Origin of the sequence: Kribbella sp. VKM Ac-2571 (assembly GCF_004362255.1) — a bacterium.
Classification (GTDB): domain Bacteria; phylum Actinomycetota; class Actinomycetes; order Propionibacteriales; family Kribbellaceae; genus Kribbella; species Kribbella pratensis.
The window spans coordinates 105,466-118,394 of the sequence record NZ_SNWS01000003.1 but is presented as its reverse complement, the minus strand read 5'-3'; the positions used below and the strand labels follow the sequence as shown (position 1 = coordinate 118,394).

The window sequence follows — 12,929 nt, the reverse complement described above, 5'->3', positions numbered from 1 at the left end:
GTAGACCGTTATCTTGACCATGCATCGTCCGATCCGTGCCGGTACGACAGCTGGAGACTTCACGTGAACGAACTCCTCCTGGCCGCGACGTCTCTCGACGTCACCCCGCCGCCCGGCCACCGGCTCGACGGGTACGCCGCCCGCGCCGGGCTCTCGACCGGTACCGCGGACCCGCTCCGCGCGACCCTGATCTGGTTGTCCACCGCGGACGATCCCGGCGTGTTGTGGCTGACGCTGGACGCGATCGCCGTCGGGAGCGCGCTCTCATCGGAGCTCGCCGAGGCGGCCGGAGCCGCCGCCGGCATCCCGCCGTCGCATGTCGTGGTGTCCGCGTCGCACACCCACTCCGGGCCCTCCGGCTGGACCGGTGAAATTCATCCCGTCATTCCGGCTGAGCGGGAACGGCCGCTGGTCGACTCGCTGGTCGGTGCCGTACGGGCGGCTGCGCTCGAGCGGCATCCGGTGACGGCGAGCTGGCGCTCGGTCGAGGTGATCGGCGTCGGTACGAACCGGCATCGCAAGAACGGTCCGCACGACAACACCGCCGGCATCCTCGCGCTGCATGGGCTCGACGGGTCGCTCGACGCGGTGCTGCTGGACTTCGCGTGCCACCCGACGACGTACGGCCCGGAGAACCTGCAGTACTCGGCCGACTGGCCGGGAGCCGCACGTGCTGCTCTCGCTCCCGCTGTGGTCGGTTTCCTGCAAGGGGCTGCGGGCGACGTCAGTCCTCGCTTTACTCGACAGGGTCGTGGCGCTGCGGAGGTCGCCCGGTTGGGCGGTCTGCTGGCTTCACGAGTCCGTGAGGCGCTGGCCACCCCTGGCCTGGAGCTGCCTCAGTCTGCGCCGAGCATCCGACGTACCACTCTCACCTTGCCGGTGCGGTCCGTCCCACCCGTTGACGAGTCCGAAAAACTCGTGTCCGCCATGGAGAGCCGCGTCAACGCCGAGCACGCTGGCGGCCCCTCAGGCCGCATCTCTCAAACCCGCCTGGAGGGCGCGCGCGGCCAGGCCCTGATGGCTGCCGCCAACCTCCCACCGGCTCTGGACCTCCCGGTCAGCAATGTGACGATGGGCGACGTCTGCTGGATCAACCTCCCGGTAGAACTCTTCGCCGTCCACGGTGCCTGTCTGCAGGCCGACAGCACGCACCCCATCACCCGCGTCATCGGCTACACCGACGGCTACTACGGCTACGTAGTAGACCCGTCCGCTGCCGAAGCCGGCACCTACGAAGCCCTCATCACCTTCTTCGACCAACCCACCACCAACACCCTCCTCACCGAAACCGCCACCTTCGTCAACAGCTAAAGGGCCAGTTCGGGCTGGAGCTTCTTCGCGGGCCAGACGCGTTGTTTGCGGGCGGCCAGGGTGGAGGCGGCCAGGGCTACTGCGAACCAGGCTGCCAGTGCAAGGAGGTCTCGGCCGAGGGAGGTGCCGGGGCCGCCGTACATGAGGTGGCGGACGCCGTCGATGGCGTAGCTCATCGGGAGAGCGTGGTGGAAGAAGTACAGGGGTTCGGGAATCGTCTGCCACGGGAAGGTGCCGCCGGCGCTGACCAGTTGGACGACCATCAGGACCAGACCGAGGAACTTGCCCACGGCTCCGAACCACGCCGACAGCGCGTGCAGGATCGCGACGAAGGTGAACGACGTCAGGATCAGGAAGCCGACGGTCAGCCACGGGTGAGCCGCGTGGATACCGAGACCCAGAACCACGGCGACGAAGACGAGCGTGGCCTGGATCGCGCCGAAGAGAGCCGGAGGCAACCAACCGCCGAGTGCGACGCGGAACGGCGACTGCAGTGCAGCGAGCGCGCGTGGTGACAACGGCCGGACCAGCAGGAACAAGACGTACGCCCCGATCCAGCAGGCCAGGCTGAGGAAGAACGGGGCCAGGCCGGCGCCGTAGCTGTCGGCCGTGGCCTGCGAGACGTTCTGCAGCGTGACAGGTGCACCCAGCGTCTCGGCGACCGCCTTGCGCTGGTCGGCGGAAGGGTTCGGGATCTGCTTCACGCCCTTCTGGAGACCGGTGTTCAGCTGCGTCGCCCCGCTCTTCAGCTGACCCACACCGGTCGCAAGGCTGTTCACCCCCGTCAGCAACTGCCCCTGCCCAGTCACGGCTTGCTTCTCGCCCGCAGCAAGCTTCTGCGCACCGGTCTGCAACGTGCCCAGCCCGGTCTTCAGCTGCCCAGCGCCCGTGCTGAGCTGATGCGCCCCACTGGACGCCTCACTGATTCCACCCGTCAGAGCTGGCGTTGCCTTGGCCAGCGCCGACGCACCGTTCGACACCTTCCGAGCACCGCCCGCGAGCTGGTTGAGCTGCTTGGACGTCGTCTGGATCTTGGTGTTCGCTTGTACGACGGGAGCACGCAACTTCGCCGTCTCTTGCAGAATCACCCTGATCTGGTGCTGGCTCAGGCCCTGCTGCTTCAACCGCGCAGCCAGCTGTGCGTCGAACGCCTTGAGATCCTTCACCAACGTGCTGGACGCGGTCGCTACCTGCCGCCCCGTGGTCGCGATCTTCTCGTTGCCGTCAGCAACCTGATCCGCTCCGGCCGCCAACTGCTTCGTCTGCCTCGGCAGGGACGCGGTCTTCTTCTTCAACGTACCCAGACCGTTGTCGAGCTTCGCAGCCCCGGTTGCGAGCGAAGACGCCCCCTGAGACGCCTGTGCAGTGCCAGCGGCGAGCTGTGTCGCTCCTGCTGACAGCTGCTTCTGTGCAGTGTTGAGCTGCGTAGCGCCGGATTGCAGCTTCGTGACTCCGGTAGCGGCCGACGTCAGGCCGCTCTGAAGCTGCGCAGCACCAGCAGCCGCAGAACCGACCTGCTTGTGGATGGTGTTGTAACCGGCCAGCAGCTGCGAGGCCGCGGTCTCACTCACCTGCGACGCAACAGTCTTCGTCACCTGCGCCACGACCTGGTTGGCGATCGTGTGCGCGATGTAGTTGTTGGCGTCGTTCGTCAGGAGTTCCAGCTGCGCCTGTCGCGGTGTGAAGTCCGCACTCGACGCCAGGTCGGACGAGAACGACTTCGGCAGCACCAGCGCGAACTCGTACGTCCCGTCCGACACCCCTTGCGTCGCGGCCACGCGGTTCACCTGATGCCAGTCGAAGCTCTTCGACTTCACCAGCTCGTCCGCGACCTGCGGTCCGACGTTGAGCTTCTCGCCGGTCGCAAGCGTCGTACCCGCGTCCTCGACGACGACGGCGGTCGGGATCTTGTTCAGACGCCCGTACGGGTCGTGGTTCGCGTAGAGGTACAGGCCGCCGTACAGCACCGGCACCAGCAGTAGCGCGACCACAGCCAGCTTCGGCAGCCGTCCGGCCGTCAGACGCCGCAACTCACTCAGGGCCATCCGCAGCGCGGTCACGCCTCTGTCTCCTCTTCCTCTTCGTCAATCGGGTCTTCTTCGTCGATCGGGGTGACTGGCTCGACGGGAGCCACAGGAGTGACCTGCACCGGGTCGGGCTGATCGGTCTCACCCATTCGCGCGGCCTTGATGTCCAGCAGCCGTGCTGACGCGTCAGCACACGTGATGATCACGCCGTACCCCTGCGCCGCCAACCCGCGTCCCAGCTCGTACCAGTCATGCGGATCGCCGCCGTGTCGATCCGGCATCGTCAGAATGACCACCTGTACGTCGGGACGCGCCACAGTGAGCTCCGTGAGCAGTCTGGTCCGTACGGCGACCGGCAGGTGCTCGAACCGCTTGTCGGCGTGCTCTGCGGCGTCATGCTCGTTCAGCCACTCCAGCACGGCCTTACGCCCCGCCTTGCGGCCGGCGATTGCCAGTTCCTCGCCCACCACCGTCTGAACAGGCAGTGCATCGTCCGGCTCCGTGATGCCGGGCGCGTCGACCACAGCAACGCGTCGCCGCAGCAGGTCCGGGTCGGTCTTGCCGTCGAACCGGACTCGCCCGGTGTCGGGCTTCAGCCGACCGGACAGGCCCAGGGCCGCCGCGACGTGCCCCGCGCCCGGGTACCCGGTCAGGAGCACCACCTGATGATCCGCGACCGACACCGACGTGGCGTGCAGCATCGGTGCGTGCGGTCCAAGCACACTGATCCCGGTGGCCTCGAGCTCCATCCTGCATCCCCGTTCAATACGGTTGTGTATTCAATACAGAACTGTATCCTACGCTTATGGAAACGCCCAAGCGCCGCCGCTCCAACACCCGGGCCCGACTTCTCGAGGGGGCCCTGGAGGTGTTCGCCGAGCGCGGGTTCCACGGCGCGTCGGTGGAGGACATCTGCGAGCGGGCCGGGTTCACCCGCGGCGCCTTCTACTCGAACTTCGGCTCCAAGGACGAGCTGGTGCTCGCCCTGTTCCAGGCCACGACCGACCGGCTCCTGGAGCAGATCGAGGCGCTGCTCCCCGAGCTGGCGAATCAGCCCGGCACGCTGCTGGACGCCGTCCTGGGACTGCTTGACGAGACCTCGCCGGACGGGCGGCAATGGCATCTGATCTCCGCCGAGTTCACGCTGCACGCGTTGCGTGATCCGGACGCGGCGGAGGCGCTGAACAGGCAGCGGGCGATGTTCCGCGAGAGCCTGACCCGGCTGGTCGAGCAGATCGCCGAGACCGGCGGGCTGGAGCTCACCGTGCCGGCCGAGCAGTTCGTGCGCATGGTGATGGCGCTGCACGAGGGTGCGCGCTCACAGAGCCTGCTCGAGCCGCGGGAGGTCCCGGCCGGTTCGCTCGAGCACACGTTCCTGCCGATGGTGCTGGAAGCGGTCAGCCGACCTTTACGTTGACCGTGTGCAAGCCGGTCGCGCCGTTCGGAGCGGGTGGCGCCGAGGACTCGACCTGGGGATTGCCCTCCGCGTCGAACGCCCGTACCTGCAGCACATGCGTGCCGCGCGACGCGTCCCACGTCCAGTGCCACTGCCGCCAGGTATCGATCGACGGATCCGCGGCCAGCGTGGCTTGTTGCCAAGGGCCCCCGTCGACGCGGACCTCGACCTTCGACACCCCGATGTGCTGGTCCCAGGCCACGCCGGCGACGGTCACCCGTCCCGGTTCGACCTTCTTCCCCAGCGGAGTGTCGATCCGCGACGACAACTTGATCGGGCCGAGCGCCGACCAGCCGCGCGGCGTCCAGTACCCCTCGAACCGGTCGAACCGCGTCACCTCGATGTCCACCAGCCACTTCGTCGCCGACACGTAGCCGTACAGCCCGGGTACGACGATGCGCACCGGGAACCCGTGCTCCACCGGCAACGGCTCCCCGTTCATCGCGAACGCGAGCATCGCCTGCCGGTCGTCGAGCAGCGTCGGCAGCGGCGTACCCGCGGTGAATCCGTCCTTCGACGTCGACTGGATCGCGTCCGCGTCCTTCGACGGGCCGGCCTCCAGGAGCAGGTCCTTGAGCAGTACGCCGGACCACAACGCGTTCCCGATCAGGTCGCCGCCGACCTCGTTGCTCACACAGGTGAGCGTGACCCACTTGTGGATGACCTGCCGTTTCAGGAGATCGTCGAAGGACAGTTCGAGCTGCCGGTCAACCATGCCGTGGATGCGGAGCTTCCAGTCCGCGGGCACGATCTGCGGGACCGAGAGGGCGGTGTCGATGCGGTAGAAGTCGTCGTTCGCCGTCGCCCACGGCACGGCGCCGTCGGCCTGGACGCCGGCGGGCGGGGCGAGGGTCGGCGGCAGTGGGAGGTTGAGCTGTTTGCGGGCATCCGCCACGGCGGCGCGATTCCCGCCGACGACCTTGCCCAGTGCGCCGATCGCCGCAGAGCCGAGGGCGACGCCGGCCGACAACTGCAGGAAGCCGCGGCGGCTGACTCCGTCGTCCGGGAAGTCCAGCAGCGGTTCGAGTCGGCGGCTGAACAGGCGAAGGATGATCAGTGCGGTCACGCCGGCGAGTGCCGACGGGAGGAAGCCGGTCTGGCCGGAGTCGGCGCGCGTCATGGCTGCGGCGACGGCGATGCCGGCCAGGGCGATCGTGATCAGAGCACCTGCCCAATAGCGTCGTACGGCGAGGATGCCGCCGACTGCGGCGAGGGCCGCGACGGCGATCAGGATGCCTGCTCGGAGCGCGGTCTTGTCGTGGGTCCCGAACCAGGAGATCGCCAGGTCCTTCAGCCACGGAGGCACGCGGTCGATGAACGCGGACCCGATCGCGACGACGGGCGTCTGCCGCGTACCGAGGATCCCGGCCGCGACGCTGCCAACTGCCAGTCCGGCGAGGGCGGCGAGTACGCCACCAGCTGCCGCGCGCCAACGGATCGCCCGACGTACCGGCCCTGCCATACCCCGCCCACCAGGACCGCCTGGACCGCCGGCTCCACCGGAACCTCTGGGCCCCCCGGCTCCGCCCGAAGCTCCCGGACCGGCGGTTGCGCCCGAGGCTCCTGGAGTGGTTGCGCTCGGAGCTCCTGGACCGCCGCGGGGTGCGCGGGCGGTGGGGTCCGGCGTGACCGTGCCGGGGTGTAGTTGATCCGGGGGTTGTTTCACTTCTCAACCATTGCGCGATGGGGCGCCCGACACCAGTCGGGCGCCCCATCCGTTAGTCGCGGGTAATGCTCTTGTGTAGTTGTGAGGTTGGTCAGATCCGGTCGGGGGTGATGGGCCCGAGCCCCGGGCGGCCGTTCGGCCAGCGGCGGGCGTTGTCCCGCACTCGACGGAGCTTGCCTAGAACGACGTCCTGCTCGTCGGCCAACTGGGACATCCAGAGGCTGTCGATTTCGAGGAGGTGGTCCGGCAGTGCGTCGCGCAGCCGCCGCTTTCCCTCCTCGGTCAGGACCGCGAACGAGCCGCGGGCATCGTCAGGACAAGGCTCCCGGCGGACCAGTCCGAGGTTCTCGGCACGGTCGACCAGCCGGGTGATGCCGCCGGTGGTGACGGTCAACTCCCGGGCGAGGGAGGTAAGACGCTGCTTCTCCCCGTTGCTGCGGGCCAGCCGCAGCAACAGTTCGAACATTGCCATTTGCAGTCCACTGCGCTTCAGGGAATGACGCATCAAGTGATCCAGCTCGGCTGCTGCTTCTCGCAGCAGGCCGTAAGCCGTCAGCACGTCGCTTTCCCAGGGTTCGGCAGCGCGGGTGGGTTCTGCATCGGCGAGCGCTAGGGGCGAGCAAAGCGAAGGCGCGATGGTCATGCGCGGACTCTATTAGCTGACTAGGTCACTTCGCTACACGGGGTGACCTTTCGGCTACACATCGACCCAGAACCGTAAGCCCCTGAGCGCAACTGAGCACTTTCCGACAGATCCGGTCTAGAACGGTGAAATTCAGACTGCGATGCCGGCGGATCGGTGGGAGGATGACCGTTCGCTCTTGCTGGGGAGGGTGCGCGTGGCGGTGATCGAGGCGGCTGAGCTCGTCAAGGAATTCAGCCGGCCGGCCGTGCTGGAGGGCCGGCTGCCGCGGCTGCGGGCGCTGTTCAGCACCAAACGCGACATCACCCGCGCGGTGAACGGGGTGAACTTCGAGGTCGAGCCGGGCGAGCTCGTCGGGTACCTCGGCCCGAACGGCGCCGGCAAGTCGACAACGATCAAGATGCTGACCGGGATCCTCACTCCGACGTCCGGTGTGTGCCGGGTCGCCGGGCTGGAGCCGTCCCGGGACCGCGCCCGCAACGCCCGCAACATCGGCGTCGTCTTCGGCCAGCGGACGCAGCTCTGGTACGACCTCCCGCTCCGCGACTCGTTCGAAGTCCTCGCGGACCTCTACAACCTCGACCGAACGACGTACCGCAACCGCGTCGGTCTCTTCACCGAGCTGCTCGACCTGTCCGACTTCCTGGACACGCCCGTCCGCTCGCTGTCACTCGGCCAGCGGATGCGCGGCGATCTCGTGGCCGCGATGCTGCACGAGCCGTCGATCCTCTTCCTGGACGAGCCGACTGTCGGCCTGGACGTGGTCGCGAAGGCGCGGCTGACCGAGTTCATCGCCGAGACCAACCGGTCCGCCGGTACGACGGTGGTGCTGACCACGCACGACATGGAAGACGTCGAGCGGCTCTGCCATCGCATCATCGTGATCGACTCGGGCACGGTCCTGTACGACGGCGACCTGTCACGGTTGAAGGAACGCTTCATGCCGTACCGCTTCCTCGTCCTCACCTTGGCCGAGCGCAGCATCCGCCGGGTCGCGGACATCCCGTTCGCGACCGAGGTGGAGACCAGCGCGGTCGGCACCGTCCTGCCGTATCCGGACCGCAGCGTCGTCCTACGGTTCGACCCGCGGGAGATCACCACGCCCGAGCTGATCGCGCGGGCGTCGCAGGTGTACCAGGTGGACGAGTTGTCGATCGTCGATCCACGGCTGACCGACGTGATCTCCCAGCTGTACGACGGATTGCTGACGTGAGCACGGCGGAGCAGGTCAGGGCGTTCCGCGGGATGACCCGTGCCGGCACGCGATCCGTCCTCATTTACCGAGGCGATCTGATCACCGGCGCGGTGACGTTGGTGATCCAGGTCGTCCTCGCGATCGCTGTCTGGCGGACCGTGTACTCCGGGCGTGGGCCGGTCGACGGCGTGGACGCTCGGACCGCGGTGGCGTACGTGGCAATCGCGGCGTGTCTGCAATCGGTGCTCCTTCCGTGGCAGTTCTCGTCGTTGCCGATGCGGATCCGCAACGGGCAGATCGCGACCGACCTGACCCGGCCGCTGGGCCTGATCTGGCAGGTCCTCGGGCAGAACCTCGGCGTACTGCTCGGCCGGCTCCCGCTCGGCGCGTTCGGGCTCGCGGCCGCGGCGGTCCTCGGTGCGTTGACGCTTCCGCCGGGGTGGGCTGCGGGACTCCTCTCGGTCGTGGCGACGGTCGGCGGCGTACTGGTCGCGATGCTGTGCAACCTGATCGTTTCGATGGTGACGTTCTGGACGTTCGAGATCAGCGGGCCGTTGATCGTGTACCGGTTCGGGAGTGCGTTCCTCTCGGGGTCGTTGATTCCGTTGTGGTTCATGCCGGGATGGTTGCGGGCGTCGGTCGAGTGGCTGCCGTTCCAGGCGCAGGTGTACACGCCCGTGTCGATCTATCTCGGTCAGACACGTGGAGGCCAGGCGCTCGCACTGGTCGGCATACAGCTGGTGTGGGTGGTCCTGCTGACGGTCCTCCTCGAACTGGTCTGGCGACGGGCGCGGTACCGGGTGGTGGTGCAGGGTGGCTGAGCAGACGTGGCTGCGTCAGTACGTCATCCTCGAACGCGCCGCGTTGCGGGCGCAGTTGCAGTACCGGGTGAACTTCTGGACGACTCTGATGGGCGGGGTCGCGTACCAGGGCACGCAGTTGCTGTTCCTCGGCGTACTCCTCGGGAAGTTCGGACTGATCGGCGGCTGGGGATTCTCCGAGGTCGCGTTCGTGTTCGCGATGCGACTCGCGTCGCACGCCTTGTACGTCGTCCCGTTCGGGGCGTTGCTGTTCACCGACGAGATGGTCCGCGACGGTGAGTTCGACCGGGTCCTGTTGCGGCCGGTGAACCCGTTCTTGCAACTGATCACACGCAGATTCCAGCTGATGGCCCTCGGGGACGCGCTGCTCGGCTTCGGTGCGCTGTTCATCTTCGGCTGGCAGGCGCCCGTCGACTGGACCCCGGCGAAGATCGGCTACCTGATCCTCGCGGTCGTCGGCGGGGGTCTGGTCGAAACCGGCATCCAGACGTTCTTCTGCGGCCTGTCCTTCGTCGCCACATCCACCTTCTCCCTTCGCATCTTCGCCGACAGCTCGATCACCCAGTTCTCCGGCTACCCGCTGACCATGTTCGGCCGGGCCACCTTCTACGCCTTCTGCTCGCTCTTCCCGATGGCCTTCATCTCCTTCCTGCCGGCAACAGTCCTCCTAGGCCGCACCTCCGACGTCCCGCTCCCCACCTGGCTCACCACCCTCTCCCCGCTCGCCGGCCTCCTCGTCCTCGTCCTCGGCTACTCCTTCTTCACCAAGATGATGCCGAGATACACCAGCCCCGGGAGCTGACTCTTCGGGCCTGTGGATAACTTCCGCGGCGGTCCGGCGATTTTTGCGAGCCTTGATCCGCGAGGTCGTGGATCAACGGAGGCGGGGAGTCGGATGAGCAAGGACAAGGACGAGAGTTCGCCGTACGGCGCTGGATTCGTCGCGGCCTGCATCGTCGGCGGTGCGGTCCTGATCTGCGGGATCGTCATCATCTTCGCGGGCGGGGGCGGCTCGACCCGCGCGAGCGCCACGGGCCAGCAGCCCGTCGCGGCCGCCTCGGTTCAGCCCACGGACGAGCCGGCCTCCGCGCCTGGCACGCCCGAGGGTGGTCCGGCGCAGATCAGCAACACCAACAGCTCCGGAAGCGAGGGACGGACGGGTTCGTGCGGTCTTCCGGCCGGTGACCAGGCCGTTCCCGCTGAGGCGCCGGCGGTCGACGGTTGGGAGGTCAGCCGGCGGGTCGTCGTACCGCGCTCCTCGAAGTACGGACCGGGGACGACCGACTCCGACGGGTTCCGGCATTGCTTCGCGCACTCGCCGACCGGCGCGGTGTACGCGGCGTACAGCGCGATCGCGGCGATCGCGGACCAGAGCAAGCTCGTCCCGACCGTCAAGAAGCTCATGGTTCCCGGCTCGGCGACCGACAGCCTGCTCCGCCAAGTCGCCGCGGACGGGTCCTCGAGCAGCAGCTCGACGGTCCAGATCGTCGGCTACCGGGTCATCGACGCCGCACCGGACCGAGTGACCCTCATGCTCGCCATGCCCGTCGAGTCCGTGTACATGAGCGCCAACCTGACGCTGGTTTGGCACCAAGGCGACTGGCGACTCCAACCGCCACCTCCCGGCGAGGCCGTCGGAGCCCCCTTCTCCCAACACCGCGACCTGAGCGACTTCGTGAAGTGGAGTGGTATCTGATGTGCTCACCGATGGACATGAAGTGCCACGTGGTGGAAGGCGTCCAGTCCGCCGCCAACAACGGGATGGCGGCCTTCGAGCGGATGACCACGGACTTCTTCTCGACGATCCTGAACTCGCTGGCGACGTTCTGGGTCAAGCCGAAAACCCCCGTCGCCCTTGCGACCTCCAGCGCCGACGGGCAGACCTGGACGGAGAGCAAGACGGTCGCGTTCGTGCATGAGAAGACGCTCGGACTGACGTTGACGATCTTCGCTCTCGCGATCGTCATCGCCGGAATGCGGATGGCCTGGGAGCAACGGGCCAAACCGCTTCAGGACCTGCTGAAGGCGATGCTGACATTCGTGGTCGTCTGCGGCGCAGGAACCGCCGCGGTGCAACTTCTCATCGCGTGGTCGGATGAGTTCGCGCTGAGCGTCGTACAGGACGCGATCGGAGGCCACAGCTTCATGGACGCCATGAAGAATGTGGTCAGCGGACCGTCCGACACCGGTGGCGGGTACGGGAACGTGGTCAAGTCAGTGCTGATGCTGGTGCTTCTCGGACAGTTGTCGGCCTGGGCTTCGCTGATCCAGATCGTGCTGATGCTGATCCGATCGGCGATGCTGGTGCTCCTTGGCTCGACGCTGCCGCTCGCAGCCGCGGCGACCAACACCGAGGTCGGCAAGGCGTGGTTCAAGAAGTACTGCGCGTGGACCCTGGGTTTCATCGCCTACAAGCCTGCAGCGGCCCTGATCTACGCGGCTGCGATCAAGCTCAAGCAGGAGAAGATGTTCGCCCAGGGGAGTTCGGGCCTGCTGCCGTCCCTCACCGGCGTGATGATGATGATGCTCGCGATTTTCGCCTTGCCGGCGCTGCTGCGTCTCGCGGTGCCACTCACCGCGGCCGTCGGGGGCGGGTCGGCCGGGATGGGGAGCACCGGGCCCGAGATGGGGTCGTTGGCGTCGGGCGCTGTCAACGTCGGTCCGTCCTCCCGCAGCGGTAGTAGTGCAGGGGCATCCGGTGGCGGTGCCGGGGCTTCGGGGGTCGGGGCCTCGGGTGCGGGGGCGAGTGGGGCTGCGACGACCGGCGCCAAGGCTGCCGGGCTTGGGCCGGCGGGTGTTGCCGCGGCCGCGGCGCGTAAGGCCGCAGGGGCGTTCGCCGGGGCGGCGGCGCATTCGGCGGGTGAGGCGGGTGGTGGCAGTTCGGGGGCGTCCATGCCTCGGTCGAGCGGCAGCCGGTCAGCCGGTGGCCGCGCGAACAGCCGAAGCCCCGGTGGACGGACCAGCCCAAGCCCCAGCCCCAAGGTTCCGGCCGGTTCCACAGCCGGTGGAGACACCGGACCCTCCGGTAACTGGTAGCCAGCTCGTAGACAAGAGGTGGGTGCGATCGCTCTTGTCCCCAGGGTTATCCACAGATGTGGATTGGGGGCTGTCAGCAACGATCTGCCGGGCGTTCATCTGCTGGTCACTTGACCAGCAGGGCCTCGGATCCGACCGGCTTGTAGCCGACCGCCAGGAAGGTGCGTAAGGAGGCCGCGTTGCCCGGTGTGACCTGAGCCCAGATCGAGGTGTCCGGCGGGATCAATGCCCGGGCTGCCAACGCCAGCCGGCGGCCGTTGCCTTGGCCGTGGGCGTTCGGTGGCACCTCGATCGCGCACTCGAGTCGCCCGGCCAGGCCGCGGCCGATCGCCACGATCCCTCCGTGGGCGTCGCCGTACACCCGGACGTCGTCGCGGTATCGCCGCGCGCGTTCGACCCGCGGATGGTCGTGGTCGGCGAGCTCGGTCAGCCCTGCAACTGCAGCCAGGTCGGTGAGGGCCGGGGCGAGCAGCATGGCGTCGATCGCGTCGATCTGCCGGCCGGTGAACTCCTCGAGCGCGGCGAGGAACCGCGGGCTCGTCGGCGCGGACAGATCCCCCTCCGGCACTCGTTCCGCGACCCACGCCGGATCGACGTCCGCGGCGATCACGGTGTGCCCGGTGAACGCGACCACGCACGACTCCCGCTCCGACGAGGCGGGTACGACGGTGAGCCCGAGATCCGGGGGCGGGAACACGCCGAGCTCGACGCCCCGCAGAATGGCAGCAAGAGATGTCATCACGAGCATTGTCGCGGAGACCCGTGCCACGCTCG

At 67.9% G+C, this 12,929-nt stretch carries 12 protein-coding genes; 7 read left to right on the top strand and 5 right to left on the bottom strand.

Features of this window, described 5'->3' with window-relative positions:
* The first annotated feature begins 63 nt into the window (after positions 1-63).
* Positions 64-1,311 carry a hypothetical protein gene (locus EV651_RS07860; protein ID WP_133783609.1) on the top strand — a complete coding sequence of 416 codons (1,248 nt, stop codon included), beginning with the start codon at positions 64-66 and terminating at the stop codon, positions 1,309-1,311.
* Here EV651_RS07860 and EV651_RS07855 read toward each other — a convergent pair.
* Both EV651_RS07855 and EV651_RS07850 read right to left on the bottom strand, forming a co-directional pair.
* A complete protein-coding gene (locus EV651_RS07855; protein ID WP_133783607.1) occupies positions 1,308-3,371 on the bottom strand; it encodes a YhgE/Pip domain-containing protein in 2,064 nt (687 codons plus the stop codon). The genes EV651_RS07860 and EV651_RS07855 overlap by 4 nt on opposite strands.
* Complete coding sequence (locus EV651_RS07850; RefSeq protein ID WP_133783605.1) at positions 3,368-4,087, bottom strand: hypothetical protein; 720 nt, start codon at positions 4,085-4,087, stop codon at positions 3,368-3,370. The genes EV651_RS07855 and EV651_RS07850 overlap by 4 nt, the downstream gene beginning before the upstream one ends.
* A gap of 56 nt (positions 4,088-4,143) precedes the next feature.
* Between EV651_RS07850 and EV651_RS07845 the strand changes: the two genes are divergently transcribed.
* Positions 4,144-4,755, top strand: coding sequence for a TetR/AcrR family transcriptional regulator (locus EV651_RS07845; RefSeq protein ID WP_133783603.1), 612 nt, complete (start codon positions 4,144-4,146; stop codon positions 4,753-4,755).
* Here EV651_RS07845 and EV651_RS07840 read toward each other — a convergent pair.
* Positions 4,736-6,256, bottom strand: coding sequence for a molybdopterin-dependent oxidoreductase (locus EV651_RS07840; RefSeq protein ID WP_133783601.1), 1,521 nt, complete (start codon positions 6,254-6,256; stop codon positions 4,736-4,738). The genes EV651_RS07845 and EV651_RS07840 overlap by 20 nt on opposite strands.
* 295 nt (positions 6,257-6,551) lie before the next feature.
* Positions 6,552-7,103: a MarR family winged helix-turn-helix transcriptional regulator gene (locus tag EV651_RS07835; RefSeq protein ID WP_238156732.1), complete on the bottom strand. Its 552-nt coding sequence runs from the start codon at positions 7,101-7,103 to the stop codon at positions 6,552-6,554.
* A 196-nt stretch (positions 7,104-7,299) separates the two neighbouring features.
* On the opposite strand from EV651_RS07835, the gene EV651_RS07830 reads away from it, so the two are divergent.
* The 5 genes from EV651_RS07830 to EV651_RS07810 all read left to right on the top strand — a co-directional run bounded on the left by EV651_RS07830 (position 7,300) and on the right by EV651_RS07810 (position 12,155).
* Positions 7,300-8,316 (top strand): ATP-binding cassette domain-containing protein, encoded by a 1,017-nt coding sequence (locus tag EV651_RS07830; RefSeq protein ID WP_133783599.1) that lies wholly within the window; start codon positions 7,300-7,302, stop codon positions 8,314-8,316.
* Complete coding sequence (locus tag EV651_RS07825; protein ID WP_133783597.1) at positions 8,313-9,119, top strand: ABC-2 family transporter protein; 807 nt, start codon at positions 8,313-8,315, stop codon at positions 9,117-9,119. The genes EV651_RS07830 and EV651_RS07825 overlap by 4 nt, the downstream gene beginning before the upstream one ends.
* Positions 9,112-9,921 carry an ABC transporter permease gene (locus EV651_RS07820; RefSeq protein ID WP_133783594.1) on the top strand — a complete coding sequence of 270 codons (810 nt, stop codon included), beginning with the start codon at positions 9,112-9,114 and terminating at the stop codon, positions 9,919-9,921. The genes EV651_RS07825 and EV651_RS07820 overlap by 8 nt, the downstream gene beginning before the upstream one ends.
* Positions 9,922-10,014: 93 nt before the next feature.
* Positions 10,015-10,815 carry a hypothetical protein gene (locus EV651_RS07815; protein ID WP_133783592.1) on the top strand — a complete coding sequence of 267 codons (801 nt, stop codon included), beginning with the start codon at positions 10,015-10,017 and terminating at the stop codon, positions 10,813-10,815.
* A gap of 11 nt (positions 10,816-10,826) precedes the next feature.
* Positions 10,827-12,155 (top strand): hypothetical protein, encoded by a 1,329-nt coding sequence (locus EV651_RS07810; protein ID WP_133783590.1) that lies wholly within the window; start codon positions 10,827-10,829, stop codon positions 12,153-12,155.
* A gap of 106 nt (positions 12,156-12,261) precedes the next feature.
* Here the strand turns inward: EV651_RS07810 and EV651_RS07805 are convergent, their stop codons facing one another.
* Positions 12,262-12,894, bottom strand: coding sequence for a GNAT family N-acetyltransferase (locus EV651_RS07805; RefSeq protein WP_133783588.1), 633 nt, complete (start codon positions 12,892-12,894; stop codon positions 12,262-12,264).
* Positions 12,895-12,929 lie beyond the last annotated feature (35 nt).

Bases quoted from the DNA above. Each gene is read 5' to 3' on its own strand.
- EV651_RS07850 (WP_133783605.1), bottom strand. From the start codon at position 4,087: ATGGAGCTCGAGGCCACCGGGATCAGTGTGCTTGGACCGCACGCACCG.
- EV651_RS07845 (WP_133783603.1), top strand. From the start codon at position 4,144: ATGGAAACGCCCAAGCGCCGCCGCTCCAACACCCGGGCCCGACTTCTC.
- EV651_RS07840 (WP_133783601.1), bottom strand. From the start codon at position 6,256: ATGGCAGGGCCGGTACGTCGGGCGATCCGTTGGCGCGCGGCAGCTGGT.
- EV651_RS07835 (WP_238156732.1), bottom strand. From the start codon at position 7,103: ATGACCATCGCGCCTTCGCTTTGCTCGCCCCTAGCGCTCGCCGATGCA.
- EV651_RS07815 (WP_133783592.1), top strand. From the start codon at position 10,015: ATGAGCAAGGACAAGGACGAGAGTTCGCCGTACGGCGCTGGATTCGTC.
- EV651_RS07810 (WP_133783590.1), top strand. From the start codon at position 10,827: ATGGACATGAAGTGCCACGTGGTGGAAGGCGTCCAGTCCGCCGCCAAC.
- EV651_RS07805 (WP_133783588.1), bottom strand. From the start codon at position 12,894: ATGACATCTCTTGCTGCCATTCTGCGGGGCGTCGAGCTCGGCGTGTTC.